Source organism: Leptospira vanthielii serovar Holland str. Waz Holland = ATCC 700522 (genome assembly GCF_000332455.1).
GTDB lineage: Bacteria > Spirochaetota > Leptospiria > Leptospirales > Leptospiraceae > Leptospira_A > Leptospira_A vanthielii.
On record NZ_AOGY02000027.1, the window covers coordinates 46,816 to 63,241 of the forward strand.

At 39.6% G+C, this 16,426-nt stretch carries 15 protein-coding genes; 10 read left to right on the forward strand and 5 right to left on the reverse strand.

The window, feature by feature from the left end:
- The first annotated feature begins 194 nt into the window (after positions 1-194).
- The 7 genes from LEP1GSC199_RS05735 (at position 195) to LEP1GSC199_RS05765 (ending at position 9,810) form a co-directional block, all read left to right on the forward strand.
- Positions 195-1,565: a DNA gyrase subunit A gene (locus LEP1GSC199_RS05735; protein WP_039926211.1), complete on the forward strand. Its 1,371-nt coding sequence runs from the start codon at positions 195-197 to the stop codon at positions 1,563-1,565.
- Positions 1,566-1,571: 6 nt separating this feature from the next.
- Positions 1,572-3,698: a toprim domain-containing protein gene (locus LEP1GSC199_RS05740; RefSeq protein WP_002978878.1), complete on the forward strand. Its 2,127-nt coding sequence runs from the start codon at positions 1,572-1,574 to the stop codon at positions 3,696-3,698.
- A gap of 147 nt (positions 3,699-3,845) precedes the next feature.
- The gene (locus LEP1GSC199_RS05745) at positions 3,846-5,735 is read left to right on the forward strand and encodes a serine hydrolase domain-containing protein (protein WP_002978983.1); all 1,890 of its coding nucleotides are present in this window, start codon (positions 3,846-3,848) and stop codon (positions 5,733-5,735) included.
- A gap of 235 nt (positions 5,736-5,970) precedes the next feature.
- Complete coding sequence (locus tag LEP1GSC199_RS05750; protein ID WP_002978887.1) at positions 5,971-6,474, forward strand: DUF3015 domain-containing protein; 504 nt, start codon at positions 5,971-5,973, stop codon at positions 6,472-6,474.
- A 16-nt stretch (positions 6,475-6,490) separates the two neighbouring features.
- Complete coding sequence (locus tag LEP1GSC199_RS05755; protein WP_002979040.1) at positions 6,491-6,976, forward strand: DUF3015 family protein; 486 nt, start codon at positions 6,491-6,493, stop codon at positions 6,974-6,976.
- A 43-nt stretch (positions 6,977-7,019) separates the two neighbouring features.
- A complete protein-coding gene (locus LEP1GSC199_RS05760; protein ID WP_002978797.1) occupies positions 7,020-9,005 on the forward strand; it encodes an Lnb N-terminal periplasmic domain-containing protein in 1,986 nt (661 codons plus the stop codon).
- Positions 8,968-9,810: an alpha/beta hydrolase gene (locus LEP1GSC199_RS05765; RefSeq protein WP_002978999.1), complete on the forward strand. Its 843-nt coding sequence runs from the start codon at positions 8,968-8,970 to the stop codon at positions 9,808-9,810. Before LEP1GSC199_RS05760 ends, LEP1GSC199_RS05765 begins: the two co-directional genes overlap by 38 nt.
- Here the strand turns inward: LEP1GSC199_RS05765 and LEP1GSC199_RS05770 are convergent.
- From LEP1GSC199_RS05770 to LEP1GSC199_RS05785, 4 genes are read right to left on the reverse strand one after another with little or no spacing between them, the layout of a single operon-like run.
- Entirely contained in the window at positions 9,787-10,305 is a 519-nt protein-coding gene (locus LEP1GSC199_RS05770; RefSeq protein WP_002978889.1) for a hypothetical protein, read from the reverse strand. The two genes, LEP1GSC199_RS05765 and LEP1GSC199_RS05770, sit on opposite strands and share 24 nt — an antisense overlap.
- Positions 10,302-11,645: a DUF445 family protein gene (locus LEP1GSC199_RS05775; RefSeq protein ID WP_002978908.1), complete on the reverse strand. Its 1,344-nt coding sequence runs from the start codon at positions 11,643-11,645 to the stop codon at positions 10,302-10,304. The genes LEP1GSC199_RS05770 and LEP1GSC199_RS05775 overlap by 4 nt, the downstream gene beginning before the upstream one ends.
- Before the next feature lie 6 nt (positions 11,646-11,651).
- Positions 11,652-12,425, reverse strand: a complete 774-nt coding sequence (locus LEP1GSC199_RS05780) for an SDR family NAD(P)-dependent oxidoreductase (RefSeq protein ID WP_002978994.1) — start codon at positions 12,423-12,425, stop codon at positions 11,652-11,654.
- Complete coding sequence (locus LEP1GSC199_RS05785; protein WP_002978837.1) at positions 12,422-12,850, reverse strand: GNAT family N-acetyltransferase; 429 nt, start codon at positions 12,848-12,850, stop codon at positions 12,422-12,424. The genes LEP1GSC199_RS05780 and LEP1GSC199_RS05785 overlap by 4 nt, the downstream gene beginning before the upstream one ends.
- Before the next feature lie 50 nt (positions 12,851-12,900).
- Between LEP1GSC199_RS05785 and LEP1GSC199_RS05790 the strand changes: the two genes are divergently transcribed.
- Together LEP1GSC199_RS05790 and LEP1GSC199_RS05795 are read left to right on the forward strand one after the other, a co-directional pair.
- Entirely contained in the window at positions 12,901-13,818 is a 918-nt protein-coding gene (locus tag LEP1GSC199_RS05790; protein WP_039926195.1) for a tetratricopeptide repeat protein, read from the forward strand.
- Positions 13,819-13,829: 11 nt separating this feature from the next.
- The gene (locus tag LEP1GSC199_RS05795) at positions 13,830-14,750 is read left to right on the forward strand and encodes a DNA-processing protein DprA (protein ID WP_002978870.1); all 921 of its coding nucleotides are present in this window, start codon (positions 13,830-13,832) and stop codon (positions 14,748-14,750) included.
- Here the strand turns inward: LEP1GSC199_RS05795 and LEP1GSC199_RS05800 are convergent.
- A complete protein-coding gene (locus LEP1GSC199_RS05800) occupies positions 14,740-15,774 on the reverse strand; it encodes a calcium/sodium antiporter (RefSeq protein ID WP_002978985.1) in 1,035 nt (344 codons plus the stop codon). The genes LEP1GSC199_RS05795 and LEP1GSC199_RS05800 overlap by 11 nt on opposite strands.
- Between LEP1GSC199_RS05800 and LEP1GSC199_RS05805 the strand changes: the two genes are divergently transcribed.
- Positions 15,773-16,414: a hypothetical protein gene (locus LEP1GSC199_RS05805; RefSeq protein ID WP_002979029.1), complete on the forward strand. Its 642-nt coding sequence runs from the start codon at positions 15,773-15,775 to the stop codon at positions 16,412-16,414. The genes LEP1GSC199_RS05800 and LEP1GSC199_RS05805 overlap by 2 nt on opposite strands.
- Positions 16,415-16,426: the final 12 nt, after the last annotated feature.

Below are 16,426 nucleotides of genomic sequence, written 5' to 3' on the forward strand. Positions count from 1 at the left end.
AATTGGATCTCTAATGATGAGTGATTTCAGGTTCTGGCAGTTGGATCCAGAAAAAAAAATCAAGATACAAAAAAGCCAATAGAATCGGGAGTATTCTTGAGTTTCTGGGGACATAGATCAGTGTGTATCGCCAGTCTAAAAAGGGAAAACCGCTTGACAAGTCAATTCACCCCATCCCTGTGTCATTTGGAACCATGAAGAACGAAGAACAGTATCCTAAACGCCCCTTTGAAGACCAAGTGAATGATGACCAAAGGAAATACTCTCGCTACGTATGCGATTCGAGAGCCATTCCGCAAGAAATTGATGGTCTAAAACCTGTTCAACGAAGGATTCTTTGGGCGATGTGGAACTCGGATGCAAGAAACCGTCACACCAAAACTGTAAAAGTTGCCGGTCTTGCCATGGGATACCACCCACATGGAGATCGTTCCATCCAAGACGCACTTTCTCAAATGGCGCAAGACTTTGCTTTTGCGAATAACTATCCTTTAGTTCATGGAGAAGGAACGTTCGGTGACGTTTTAGATCCGAATGCAATTGCCTCTCCTCGGTATACAGAAGTAAAACTTTCTGACTTTGCAAAGGATTTAGGATTTTTTGAAAGTCTACCAGACATTGATTATGTAAAAAACTACGATGAAACAGAAGACGAACCCATTCACTTTGTGGGGAAAGTTCCAGTAGTTCTCTTAAATAATATCCAAGGGATCGCAACGGGATTTCGTTGTTTCATTCCTGCACACAAACTGAGTGATGTAATCGATTCCCAAGTAACCTATCTAAAAACAGGGAAACCAAAAAAGGTCACACCGTGGTACAAAGGGTACGGTGGAGAAGTGAAGTTGTCCAAAAATGACAACGGAAATACAGTGATGTCCACTACTTTTGGTTTCAAAAAAGATGATGGGAAGTTGTTTCTTGTCGACTCACCCATGAACTGGAACCGCGAAAAAGTAGTTAATTATTTAGATGATCTGATTGAAAGAAAAGACAACTGGCTAAAAGACTATGTGGATCATTCCAGCCAAACCTTTAAAATTGAACTCATTGCCAAAAAAGGTGAAGAACCTTCTGAAAAAGAAATCAAAGAACTTTTTACAAAAGAAAACAATGAAGTGCTTACTATCAACGTAATCACTCATGAAGGAAAACTTCGTAACTTTGTCCCAGAAGAAATTATCAAACGGTTTTGCGATTTTAGAAAAACCCACCTCATTCGTCGTTTCAAACGATTGGCAGGACTAGAAAAAGAAAAGATTGATCGTAACTCGGAACTCATTCGATTCATTAAAGAAAGATGGAACGAAAAAGTAACAGGAATTAAATCCAAAAAAGAATTTGAAGATAAATTGAAGGCCGCTAAGTTCATTTACTTCGAATGGTTGAGTTCCATTCCTGTATACCGAATGACTTTGGAAGAAGTTCGCAAATGTGAAGATGCCATTGTAGAAGCAAAAACCAAATACACAGAATATACAACTCTGCAAAAAGATGATAAAAAACTCACCGGTTTTATGACCGATGAACTTGATGAACTGAAGAAAAAATGGGATCCGAAATAATCAATTATGGCTCAAAAAACTGAAAAAACCTCAGGAAATTCGCGAAATTTTAAGAAATTATCGAATGTAGAACACGTTCGGATGCGGACAGGAATGTGGCTTGGCCAAAACTCTTTGTCCACATTCGAACAACATTTTTTTACCAAAGATAGTGCCGGTACGTACGACATTGTGCACGAAGAACTTTCTGACATCCCCGCCAAACTGAAATGTTTGGACGAAGCTTGTATGAACTGTGTGGATGAATATAGAAAGAACTTAAACGACAAATCCATCCCTGAAAAAGACAAGATGAACAAACTCATCATCCAATTGTCTACGGATCGCAAACGGGTTACCATCCAAGACAATGGCCGCGGGATTCCTGCTGACAATGCGGAAGGTGTGTACCTCCATTTGATGTATGGAGAAAATTTTGATGATAAAGCCAAAGAAGACCATGTCGCAGGACAAAATGGTGTGGGGATCTCTCTGGTTCGTATGGTCTCTTCATTCTTTCGTGTGAAGACCATCAATGGTGGCAAAGCCTACAAAAAAATGTTTAGCATCCATGATGATGTAAAAAAGGTCGTCCGTAGTTTTAAATTATCCAAAGAAGATACAGAACGTGTGTTTTTATACTTCGATGAACATGGAACTTTTGCCGACTGTCCACTTTTATCCGCAGACCAAATCAAACAACTAAAAGCACCTTGTGACAAAACAGGGATGAGTGCTGTTGTAGAAGCGGCCAAAAAAGAAGATCACGGAACGACTGTTGAGTTCGAACTTAATTCTGCTTACTTTAACAACCTAGACACATCTTTTAACATCAATTTGGTGAAACAATACTTACAAGACATAGCCATGTCTAACCCTGGTTTGGAAGTGGTGTTCATCCACAAAACAGGAAAGGAAAAATATAAATTTAAAAAAGGTTTTGATGAAATTTTTAGTAACTCCGAAATGGTTTACTACAAATTAGATTATACTGATAAAACCTCTGCTTCCCAAATCAATATGGACACTTACGTAGTTGTAGGCCAAAACAAAACCCTCACTTGGGTAAACTCGATTTTTTGTCCACAAGGTGGGTCGGCCATTGAGTATTTGGAAAACAGGTTATGTGATGAGGTTCGTAAAAAATCGCAAATTGTGAGTTTAGAAAAGAAACTCAATACACAATGTACACGTAACGATGTAAGAAGTTGTTTCCACATGTATGTAAACCTTCGTATCCTAAATCCCCGTTTTAAATCCCAAGATAAGTCCTATCTCATCAACGATTTGAATGATGATATCCGAAAGTCGGTCGACAAACATTTGGACAAACTTTTAAAGAAAACCGGCCTCATCGAAGAAATTAAGATGGTGATGGAGCGCAGAACTCAGCTAAAACAGCTCGAGGATGCGCAGAAAGGCCTCCGTAAGGCCTCTCGGAACAACATCCCTAAGCTTATGCCTCCGACGGGCAAACCAAACGATCCAGGCCGAATTCTATTTGTGGCGGAAGGGGACTCTGCGATTGCGGGTTTACGTCCGGCAAGAAATCCAAAACTACATGGTCTTTTCCCTTTACGTGGAAAACCTTTGAACTGTAAGGGAATGTCTCTCGCAAAAGCTCTTCAAAACGAAGAGATGAAAAACATCGTTGCGATCGTAGGCCTTCCCCTCGACCAAAAAGTAAAGTCCATTGATGAATTACATTATGATCGCATCAGTATCATCACCGATGCGGATTTTGATGGTTATGCGATCCGTTCTCTTATGTTGTCTTTTTTCTATGAGTATTGGCCGGAACTTTTTGATTTAGGTTTTATCAATATCTCAGCGGCACCACTTTACGAAGTGGATGTGAAGTGGAAGGATGCAAAAAAAGAAACGGTTTTCTGTATTGATGACTCCGACTACGATAAGTTAGTTGCACGTGTCAACAAACAAGGAGCTGAGATCACTCGTAAAAAACGAAATAAGGGACTGGGAGAAACTGGTAAAGAAGCCATGAAGTATGCGGTGGATCATTGTATGACAACCATTACTGTGGGAAACAAAAAGACTGCCAAAAACACCCAAGACCTTTGGTTTCACAAAGATTATGCAGAAAAACGCCGCGAAGCGATTTCTGAATACTCAATGAGCGTCATCCAAGACTAAACTCTTTATAAGTTGTTGGCCTTCGGTGTTAGTTGCCGAAAGCCATTGACTCTTTTATTTGTAGCGATCACTCCTCATTCCATAGGTTTCGTGAGTTCTTTGTTTTATGGGCTTGCGGTAGATTTATGATTCTATTTTTTAAGGGGAATGAAACCTAGATCCCCCAAAAAAACTAAGTCTTCAATTCAGCCTAAAACTAGAGAAAAGGAAGATTCCCTTCTTCCTTTTCAAACAATGCCTTTATTTTTTCCTCTCCCGCCTTATTCGAATCCTAAAACAAAATCTTTTTTCCTTATTTTAAATATTCTAATTTTACTCCAATGTTCTTCTGTGCAAGAAAAACCGAAAGAGGTTTATCATAACAACGCTACTACCACAGAAACAGCGGTTCAATCCAAAATAGAAAAATTACAAAACTCAGGAATCCAATCTTTATCTTATATGTATTTGTTAGGTGATGGGCAGATGCAGTTTGGGAAACTGGGTGGAGATAAAAAAGGCCCGATCCAAAGGTTTAAAATCGGAAGTATCACCAAACTTTTTACAGGAATCGCCCTTTTACAATTGCAAGATAAAGGAAAACTGAAATTAGATGACCCTGTTTCTAAATATCTTCCTGAAATCAAAGAGATACAAAAAACGAAACCAAACCTCCGAGAGATCACAATCCGTGATATTCTGACTCATAGGTCGGGCCTTCCTTCTGATTTGGCTTCTGGTTTTTTTCTTTCCCCTGAGGCGAGTGATACGGACGTTTTGGCTTCGTTTCGCGCACTTCCTAAACAACTTAGTAGAATAGAAAGAAAGGAACCGAACAAAGCACATTCCTATTCCAATTTTGGTTTTGGACTTTTGGGAACGGTGATTGAACGTGTCTCTGGTTTGGGAATTGAAGACTACTTTCAAAAAGAAATTTTTTCCAAAGCAGGAATGAAACATTCCACCTTACTTGAGTTTCATGAAGGATCGGAACTAGTTCCGGGTTACCAAGGAATTTTTTGGAAATCAAAAACCAGTCGTCCCCTGATTCGTGACCTAACAGCAGGTTCTCTATCCACTACCGGGGAAGATATGGGACTCTTTATGAAATCTTTTTTTTTGAGTAAAAAAGGTAAGGGGCTAGTATCAAAAGAAAGTTTCGCTGAGTTCCATCGCATACAAACCGGCCCCAGTTCTAATTTCCAAATGAAACTAGGACTTCCTGTTTTACTTCAAGAAATGGTGGGTGATGGAAAAAAGGTTTGGCTCTCTGGGCATTCGGGTTCCTTACCACCTTACTTTGCCGATTTAGTATACGATCCAGAAACGGAAACTGCTAGTTTCCTTGCGGGTAATACTTTGGGTTTGGCAACGGCAACCATTATGTCAACTAACAAAGAAATAATGGATGTCATATATGAATACAAAACAGGATCTGTAATGGAATTCCCTCCTCTGTTGGAACGAAAAAACCAAAACAAGTTAGATGGTTTTGAAGGTCTCTACGTTTCTCCTTTTGGGGTTCACGAATTGAAGGAAGGCAAAACGCCGCAATTGGGGCTTTTTGGTTTCGATTTTGATTTGGTCGAACGAGACAATCGATTTGGAACCAGCTTACGTTTGTTTTTTGGTCTTCTTCCCATTAAAGACAAAACATTAGATTCCTTACGTGTAGAATTTGAGACATGGGAAGGAGAAAAGATTTTTACTTTGTATTCGACGGAGGCCTCCAAGGGTAGTTGGGGATTTGGTGTATATTTCCAACCGGACAATCAGTTACCAGACGAAACCTACTTCACCACCTACCAAACAAAGGATCCATACTCTCTTATCCCGCGTGTAGAATTAAAAAAAGAAAAACTTGGTTTTCCTGTCGCAATCGTTACCTACTCGCTAGGGGGGATGGAAAATGCGGTCACCTTACCTTGCAAAATGGAATCGTCTAAAACCTTGCGTATTTTGGGATATGGCAGGAATTTAGGAGAGAAAATCGAACTAAAAACAGCGGATGGCAAACCTAGAATGGTTTATTCGGGAATTGAGTTTTTAGGGAATTAGGATTACGGTTTCAATTTCTGAATCAAATTCAGAGAGAATTCCATTCAAATGGGAACGAAGACAGCGAATGGCATCCACTCCCAAGCCAAAATTTAATTTGATTCTAATTGGTTACAGGTTTCCCAGTTTCCTAGGAAAGAAATTATGAACACTGTCAAAAAAGTTTTGACTAATCAAAAAGATCGAATAGAGTTCGTCCGAATTTGATTCGAAAGTTTCAAAAGGAGAACTCGAAATGGGAAAAAGAATTACTTCAATCCTATTTTTGTCTGCTGCCTTTGTAGCTGTCACAATGACATCTACATCCGTGGAAGCAAAAAAATATGGTATGGCTGGCTGCGGTTTAGGGTCACTGGTTTTTTCAACCAATGACATCACTCAAATTTTTGCTGCAACGACAAACGGTATTTACGGAAACCAAACTTTTGGTATTACATCTGGAACTTCCAATTGTACAGCTGACGGTGTTGTAAAACAAGATAAAGTACAAGAATTGTTCATCACTATGAACTATGATTCTCTTGGCCAAGAAATGGCTTCTGGGAAAGGGGAAAAGTTAGAGTCTCTTGGAAACCTACTTGGTTGTTCAAGCGATTCTTTATCAAGATTTGGCCAAGTAACGAAAGAAAACTATGCTAAACTTTTAACTTCTGATTCAACTCCTGCAAGTGTACTTTCAGCAGTTAAATCAGAAGTTAAAAGCGATAAAATCCTCGCTAAGTCTTGTTCACAAATCTAAGGAGATATGAAATAAAATGAAAAAGTTAACACTCATATCCACAATCGGAATCTCCATGGTTCTCCTAGCTTCGCAAATGTCTGCTGCACCTAAATACGGTATGGCGGGATGTGGTCTCGGAACTCTCGTAATGCCTGCTGGTAACCAAATTTTTGTTGCTACAACAAACGGAACTTCAGGAAGCCAAACTTTTGGTATCACTACTGGAACATCTAACTGTAAAGCAGACGGTGTTGCTCAAAAAGAACATGCACGTGAAATTTATGTGCATATGAACTTTGACAGTTTGGAACAAGAAATGGCAGCTGGGAGAGGGGAAAAACTTTCCAACCTAGCAACTCTTTTCGAGTGCAAATCTGGTGTTCGTTTTAATGAAGTAGTAAAAGAAAACTACTCAAGAATCTTTACTGAAGAATCTAAAGCAAACCCAAGTTTGATGTTGTCCAACCTTCACGAAACTTTGGAAAAAGACCAAACAGTAAAAAATTACTGTAAAATCTAACCCTTTGTAAAAAATCAGAGTATCCTATCGTTTGGATACTCTGGTGTTTCCACTGTACTTACTTACCCTTCTTTTTATAATCTTTACCACTTCGCTTGGGGCGATAGAACCTCCTGGCAATATCAATATACTCGAACTAGATTTTTTAACGGCCAGGAAACAAGGACAAGAGATTCCCAAATCCTCCAAGTCCCAGCAGTACCTCCAGGAACTCATTACTGAGGTGAAAGAAAAACATTTAGCTGAGGAAACACATTGGTATCGGCTTTTGCGTTTTAAAAAAACTAGATGGGGAAATTGGGAGAGCGAAGTAGATAACAAACGTTACTTTCTTTCAGAAGACGGAAAACACAATCCGGAAAAAGAATTAATCGCAACACTTCACAGTTTTTTTTCTGAAGAACCAATCCCTGAAGGTTTACAACACCCACAATGTGCTTATCCAGAGCGTTACGATTGGCTAAAAGATAAGCTAAAGTTTGATCAAACGAGGCTAACTGAAGTTCGGTGTGAAAGGTTTGATGCATGGAAAGAGGCTTTAAATCCAGATTCTCTTTCAGTAGTTTTTTCTTCTTATTATATGCAAGCCCCTGCCTCTATGTTTGGTCATACGCTCCTCAAACTAAACAACAAGGTAAATGAAAATGCCGAGTTGTTAGATTATGGAGTGAATTATGCAGCAACGCCAGGGGAGATGGATCCATTTTCCTATGCATATCGGGGTTTAACTGGTGGGTATCCGGGTAGCTTCGCCATTTTTCCTTACTATTTGAAGGTAAACGAATACAACGATATGGAAAGTCGTGACCTTTGGGAATACAAACTAAAGTTAAAACCTGAGGAAAGGGAAAGGTTTTTGCGTCATCTTTGGGAAATGGGACGGGCGGATTTTGATTATTTTTTTATTAATGAGAATTGTTCCTATCATTTGATGGAGATTTTAGAAGTTGCGATGCTTGAGTTAGATATTAGCAAAAAAACAGGTTGGATCGTCGCACCTGGAGATACCATTAAACTTTACTTAGCTGAAGATGAACTTGTGATTTCTAGAAAATATCGGCCATCTCTCTATTCCAAAATCAAATACAAAATTTATGATATGTCCGAAGAGGAAAGAGTTACGTATTGGGAAATGATTCGGTTTGAAAAAGCCTTTCTTCCTGAACCGAAAGAGAATTTTCGTATGTCACTTGTGACTGATGCTGTTTTGGATACATATCGATATCGTTATGCAGCCAAAAGTGCGGTTCCAAAACAACATAAAGAGTATTATGATAAACTGTTAATTTTTCGAAGTAAACAAAATGACGAATACACTGCGAATGAACGGGTTCCATTGTCCACACCCCCTGAGTCCTCACATCCAGTGAGTCGAGTCGCCACTTCCTTTGGTGTTTCTTCTCTCGGGAATTTTGCCGAGTTTCAATATAGGATTGCTTACCATGATTTACTGAATGTGAGTAAGGGACATGCACCTAATTCAGAGTTAGCATTTTTTGATACCACAGTGCGTGCCTACGACAATAAAAAACCTGAACTTACTTCAATGAGTGCAGTGAAGGTTACTTCCTTAAATCCCTATAATTCCATTTCAAAAGATTTTTCTTATTTTTTTGACACAGGAATCCAAACAGCCGTTTATCGAAACAATGATGAAACCTTGCGAAAACAAGTTGGTAACTTCGATTTAAGATTTGGGTATTCTTTTTCAAATGAATTTGGGAAAAATCCGATGAGTATGGGAGTGCTCAGTGTACTTGCCGGTGTTAAGGTTCAGAATGGAAGGATGTTTGAAAATGGAGTCCGCTATGGAGGAAACGTAAGTTTACTTTATCAAAAAGAGTGGGGTGCCTGGAAAATTTATACCGGAACTACGGCTCAAAATTATCAATTAAGTCATAATCTAAATACCTATTATGCAACGTTTAAAATTAGGTACGCATTTTCGAATACACATGAGTTACGATTAGAAATCAACGGGGAAAGGTTTTATGAAGAAGCACTTATATCATATCATTATCTGTTTTAGTTTAGTTTTTCTGAATTGTTCTTCGTTGTATTATCATCCAACAAAGGAAACTTATTTTACTCCAAAACAAATGGGTTTTTCTTATGACTCGACATTCCTTACTACTAAGGATGGAGTGAAGTTGAATGTTTGGAGAATTTACTCTAAAAAGTTTGAAACTCCGAAAGCGGTCATCTTGCAATTTCATGGGAACGGCCAGAACATGAGTGCTCATTTTTTATCCCTTGTTTGGCTTGTGAATCATGGTTATGAACTGATCGTATTTGACTATAGAGGTTATGGGGATTCGGAAGGAGAGCCAGATCCAGATGACATATTGGAAGATAGCAAACTTGCCTTAGACTTCGCTTTGCAAGAGGCCAGAGATAAAGGAACGAAGTTGATAGTGTACGGTCAAAGTTTGGGTGGAGCCATTGCTATGCAGACTCTTTCTGATTGGAAAGATAAAAATGAAGTGGTTTTATTTTGTATTGATGGTTCGTTTCCATCTTATCGAGAAGTTGCAAAACAAACAATGAACTATGTGCTGTTCCCCCCAGTAGGAAATCTATTTTCTTGGCTTTTTCATGATCGCACTAGCCCTCGTGATTCGATTGCCAAACTTTCTCCCATCCCACTACTTATCATTCATGGAACCGAAGATACAGTTGTTTTTTTTGAGAATGGAAAACAGATTTTTGGCTTGGCTGGCGAACCAAAGGTTTTTTGGGAAATTCGTGGTGGAGGGCATGTGGACTGGATGAACCTAGGCCGGTCCAAGTTTGCAAAAGATTTTTTAGTTTTACTCAATAGGCATTTGTACTGATAAAAACTGGTGTTCCACAAAAACAGGAACAGAAAGGACTTCTGACAAAGTAGACTCTCTATCGATTTCGAGAAAGGTTAGTTCACTCCTGCTAATCTTTGTTTCACTGAAAATTTTTAGTTCTATGTATTTCTCTTCTCCTTTTTTAATTTGAAATACTTTGGTGGCGTCTGGTTTCCCAACCACATCCAATCGATAGGTTCCTTCTTGTAATCGAAGATAACCGAGTGAGGCATTTTGAAGTTCTATTTTATAAATAGGGTTTGGTTGGATCCGAGAAGAGAATTTATCTGGATAACGTGATAACAAACATTCGTAGTTCCAAAGGGAAAGTGCCGGATGTTCAGGTCGAATCAAGTACAAAAGCCCTGTATTATTTTCCTTTGAAACCAATTTAACAAAACTTTTTTTTTCCGCACATTGCATCGTGAATCCAAGTAGGATGTTAAAAAAAATAAAAATGGTAAAATAGGAGATTTTGTATTCGGAGTTCATGGTGTTTCTTGTGATTCCATTGGGAAACGTTTCTGATTCCTAAAATGGGCAATGTAGGTAATGAGAACTAGGGCACCCACAGGAACAGCAAAGTAGATATGGACTTGGATGAGTCCAGCAATCATTCCTAAAATTCCACCTAAGAATTGTATGACGACAAGGTTCCCGCCGGTATTATCCAAAATCATTTTTTCTAAATCATCGGTGTCAAGAGCCATCACTCGTTCTTCGACAAGTGCAGTTACATTGATATTGTGGACAAATTTTTCAATATTGGTTTTGAGATAAACTTTTCCTTCTTCGCTATTCATAAATTCGAGGAGTCTTTTTTTGACCCAATCCACGGCGCGAAAAAAGTTTTTTTCAATTTCTTCCCAGTTATTTGGATCATCTAAATAGGCTTGTAGGCGTTCAATTCCAGAAGGCAGTAGGTTTTGTCTTGCATAGTCCCCACTGGCTTCCAACCAATTAGAAATTTTTCCAGTAATGAATTCTTGTGTTTCTTTGGAGTTCAATCGTTCTTGGAGACCGGCCATCATTTCATCCAACATATTCATAAACTGGTCAGATGTTTCTGGATCTTTTACAAAACGTTCCAAAAGTTCTCGAATGGCTTCTTCGTTAAAGGAAAAAATCTTTTTCACTCCAATTCCAATTTTTCCAAGCGTACTTCTTGTTTTTAAATACTCTTCTAAACCTTCATTGAGTAGGTTTGCAAGTTTTGGCATCTCTTCGAGGAGGACCACTCGAAGTTGTTTTCCTAAATCTTCACGATTTGCCTCTTCCGTTAGGTAATATGTTAGGCGATCCTTCGCATAATCCCAAAGTTTTTGAATTTCCTCTGGACGTTCTGCCATTTTTTTCATAGTTTCTTCGGAAAAGTCAAAGATAACTTCTAAAATCTCAGGCCCCCTTGCTTTGAGCATAGAAATGATTTTGGTCACAAGCATGGTTCGGATTTCTTCATTATGAATGGCTTCATCAATTTCTTTAACTATTTTTTGAATTCCGGTTTCGACCAAATTACGTTCATAGATATAAGATAGAATGATGTCTGGATGGAGTAAGTTACTTTGAATACTTTCGCCGAGTGACTTTGCAATTTTAGATTTGTTTTTGGGAACAAGCCCGGACCAACCAAGAACCTTACCATGTTTAGGTTGGAATAACATTTTGATGGCAAGAAAATTGGTGAAGTAACCCACAACCCCTGCCATTAAAACCACAAAGACTGCGTTTATCCAAACATTACCTTCGTAGTATGCTTGAAATCCTCCGGCGATAATGGAAAAGATTATAAGTAATCTACGATACCAGGCATCTAATTTTGCAACATCCATTCGATTCTATTCCTCTTCTAGTTTTAAGTATTTTCCACTTAACCTTCGCAGAAAACCTCGTGGGATGAGTTCTGAAATAGTAATGGCACCTTGGTTGAAGGCACCAGTGATACAAACTGCTTGGTTATTGTGAAGCGCACTGAGTGATTCTTCTACCACTACATCCGCATCCTGCCACATAAACGAAGGATATTTAGATTTACTAATTCCAGCTCTTTGATGGAAGTCTGAATGGGTAAGCCCTGGGCAAAGTGCTTGTACATATATGCCGTGAAGTTTGGCTTCTTCGTGGATGGATTCTGTAAAGGATTTTACAAAAGCTTTGGTTGCTGCATAAATCGCACTACCAGGAGCTGGCAGGTAACCTGCGATCGATGCCACATTAATCAAATAACCTTTTTTGTTTTTTTTGAATCGGTTCAGTGCTACGTGACTTAAATGGACGAGAGTTTTTACATTTAAATTTACTTCATCTAGTTCTTTGTCGAGTGGTAAAGCAGCAAACTCACCTACAGTTCCAAACCCAGCGTTGTTCACAACAAGTTCTGCGTCTTTATCTTTTGTTATGATGTCGGCGAGTTCTTCCACATCTTTCTTTTTGGTAAGATCAAGAGCAAAGTATTTTAAGATCCCTCTAGACTTAGGTTCTAATTCTAAGATTACTTTTTTTAAATCGGATTCCGTACGCGATATCAAAAAGACATTGTAGTCTTTACTGAGTGCTCGAACAAATTCTTTTCCAATTCCTTGGGATGCGCCAGTAATATATGCATTTTTCATTCAGGTGGATTCCTTTTCATCAGAACGGCTGTGGATCCGTCTGGATAGTATTTTTTACGTCTCTCTAATTCTATAAAACCAACGGACTGATAAAGTCTGATGGCAGGTTCGTTTGATTCCTTAACTTCCAGAAAAAATTCTTTTTTTGGAAATTCTTGGAAGAGAGCCAAGATAAGTTCTTTAGCTAAACCTAACTTTCGGTAGTTGGGAAGGGTTGCGATCCGAAAGATTTCTATCTCCCAAGGAGTTTCGCAGACGAGAGCATAACACTGAGTATCTGGATTCCCATAACCAAAAGCCACGTGGAATTCCAGATGGGTTTGGATCATTTTTTCTGTCCATTCCTCTCCGGGGAAACAGAGAGATTCCCATTGGAGGAGGAGAGAAAGGTCGGCTTCCCCCAACCTGCGAAAACTATGAGACATAATCACATTTTTTTCTTTTCATCCAAAAGAAAGAAACTAAAATCGAACCGATGGGCACAAAAAACAGCAGGTTTTCTTTGGTATCCTTGCCAATCGGTATCCTACTAGTCCTCTCTGGCTTTAGTTTTTCAGGATGTGACTATCTAAAGTCACTTACCGAATCCAGATACCGCAAACGCATTGGAGGCGAACCTGCTTCCGAAAAAGATATCGTCAATTGGAAAGAAAAATTGGCATTAGAAGAGGCGGAAATCGAAGAGATGGACAAAAGAATCCGAAAAATGGTTCAAAAATCCAACCAATCGGCTGCTCTTTCTTGGAAGATTGCGAGGGCTTATATGCGTGCCGGTTCCGCTGATTTAGGTGCTCGTTATTATGACGAAGCTTTGGCGGAGTCTATCCCGAATGCAAAACAAGGTGGTTTTGAAATCCATTCTTATGAATCCGCCTTACCATATTTTGATAAGGCCATCCAATCAGGAAAGTTGGATAAACAACTGTTATATGAGACGGCTGTGGCTTATGCCAATGCCTCCAAAGATATGGGTTGGGAATCCACTAGGCGTAGTCGTGCCATTAATTTATTCAAACAACTATCCAAACTAGACAAAGAAGATTCTCGGTTTCCCTTTCAACTGGCTCTTGTTTATTTTGATTCCTCTTTGAAGGATGAGGTTTGGAATGGAAAACTAACTAGTGGGTATGATGAAGTGGAACTTGCATTTTCACTTCTGGATCAAATTTTACGGAAAGAACCTTATAATGTTCCGACAAGGTTTGCCAAAGCCAACTTTTTATACCAAGTGGGGAAATCTAATTTAGCTTATGATGAGTACACTCGTATCAAATCCATTTTGGAAGAGATGAAAGAAAAAGGTACCATCCGAGAATCTTTGGAAGAAAATTCTTCTTATCGCAATGTGATCAAAAACTTAAACCAATTAGGGGCCCAAAACAAATCCAATTGACCTCTTAAATTGTGGTCGTTTCGATTCTAGGGCATCCTCGGGTTTCCTCTTTTCTTCGCAAAACAAGAATTTGGTGTAATTACATTCACTTTTCTGAGTTGTATCAAGTCCTGCCAAATTACTTCGAAGAGGATTTCTGGAACCAATGTTTGAAAGAGTGTATCGAATGGGAAGCTGGCAAAAATCCCCTTTGGAAACTTGTGAGTTTTTATGACCCCGAGTATCCCAAAAGCCTAAAAGAAATTTATGACCCACCTCTTGTGATTGCCTGTTCAGGGAATGTCCAGTTATTACAATCTCCGATGGTTGCGATTGTAGGAACAAGAAAGTCCTCTCCCGTTTCTCTTTCTGCCACAGAAGAACTGGTTCGGCTGTTATCAACAAATAAGAGTTTGTCGATTGTTTCCGGTATGGCCCTTGGGATTGATAGGCGAGCTTTTTTATCCGCTTTGGACTGGGATGTTCCCGTGGTCGGCGTACTCGGGACCACCTTGGGAATGGAATACCCTCCTGGGAATCGGGATCTTTACAAACGGATCAAAGAAAATCCAAACCAACTCCTTCTTACGGAATTTTTACTGAAAACAGAACCTGCCAAATGGACCTTTCCCAAACGGAATCGTGTGATCTCCGGTCTTGCGGACAGAGTGTACATTATGGAGTCGGGGCGTAAGTCAGGTACGATTTCTACGGCCTATAGTGCTATGGAACAAAACAGAGAGATCTATGTATTCGACCATCCCAAACAATTTGATAACGAGGGGGGAAGGTTATTAATACGGCAAGGTGCCCTAAGGTTATTTGGTGAAACCGAAACAGAAATTGAAGAAGTGAATGTTATAGAGATGAGTTACGATGAATGGAGAAAAAAACGAACCATCCCTTCTGGATTGGGAAGAGATGGTGGACTAGGTCGAAAGTTTACCCTTTAAAAACAAATCCTGCGGCGGTAGCAAGGATGTAGATGAATAGTAAAAATACACCGAACGGTCGTTTGATTTTATCTTTAGAAAAAACAATTCCTAAGCGGAATAGAATGAGAACAATGAGCATCGAAGGAAAGTAGAATGTAAAAAAACTTACAGGAGCTTCGAGTCCATTTCTTGTGACAGCAGCGGCTGCACCCGATACAAAGAGAACATTCAAAATATCGGCCCCGATGATATTTCCCACGGCTAGTTCCGAATGTCCCCGTCTTGACGCTTGGATGGCAGTGACAAGTTCTGGAAGTGAAGTTCCAAAGGCAACAAGTGTGGCTCCAATGATAGAATCTGGAATGGAGAGTCTAACTGCCGTTTCTTGAACAGAAGGAATCAACACTTTCGAGGAAAGGATCACAAATGTGATGGCTGCGACTAGTTTTAATAACACAATCCAAAAGGGTGCAGAATCGTATTCGGTTGTGTCATCAATCCCTGCTTCCAATTCTCCTGGTTTGGATCTGGACCAACGGATACTCAAATAAATGTAAACAGCAAGAAGTAGTAAAAATACAAATCCAGTTCCTTGGTCGATCCGTCCTCCTGTAGAGAAAACAGATGTTAGGTTAACCCAAGGAAGGGCTGCAAAAACCAGTAAAAATCCAGAAAGTACTTGGATCCAACCTTGACGATTTACAAGTCGTTTGTCAATATCAGGTGGAGAAATTAAGATGGCGATTCCCAAAATGAGGCCAGTATCGCAGATAATGGAACCAACAGCATTTCCAAGAGCAATTCCCGGATTTCCTTCGAGGGCAGAAAGCACCGATACGGAAACTTCCGGTAGGGTTGTGCCCAAACTTACGATGGTGGCCCCAATGATCATCTTGGGAACTCCCCAACGAGTGGAAAGAGAGACTGCTTCGTCAACTAGTACGTCAGCGGCTTTGCCCAAAACAAGGATGGAGCCAATGATGACGAGTAAAAGAACTGGTAAGGGAAGGGTTTGAAAAGTTGCAGTAAGAAATGCATCCATGGATAAAGGTCAGAATATGGAAAACTTCATCCGACTGCGACTCTTTCTTTGGGTAGGGACCCTCGGATTTTTTTCTCCGGTACTCGGAGAACCACGATTGCCCAAAGAACCAAACCTTCCCTCCCTCCCCATGGAAGAATCCAAGGAACCAAGAAATGCTCGTGGGGAAAAAGATTCTACAGAGCCTAGAGTCATCAATTTAACTCTCTGTGATGGGAGAACTGTCCGTGGCGAATCATCTAGCGGCAGTCAGTCGATGTCTTTTGAACATTCCAAAGATGGAATCCTTTACAAAAAAAAGTTAACAGTTAGTGAACTTGATTCGGTACGGATCGACTCTTGGGAACTCAAACAAAAACGTGAAGAAAAAAAAGGAATCACCTACGAAGTTGTTCCCAAAAAAATTCGGATTCGGACTCGCAATGGAGAAGTGTTTTATAAAGAGACTGGTGTTTCCGATTTAAAACTACTCAACATTGAGATCAAAAACAACAACGGAGAAACCACTCTATTTTCTTATTGGGTAGATTTAAAGTATCCTGATGGCAAATGGTATTCCGGTCTTCCTATGATCAAACAGGACCAAGGAACGAGAGAAGATTGTTTGAAAGATGTAGTTAAAATGGTTGAGTGGGAGTAAGTAAAAAATCTC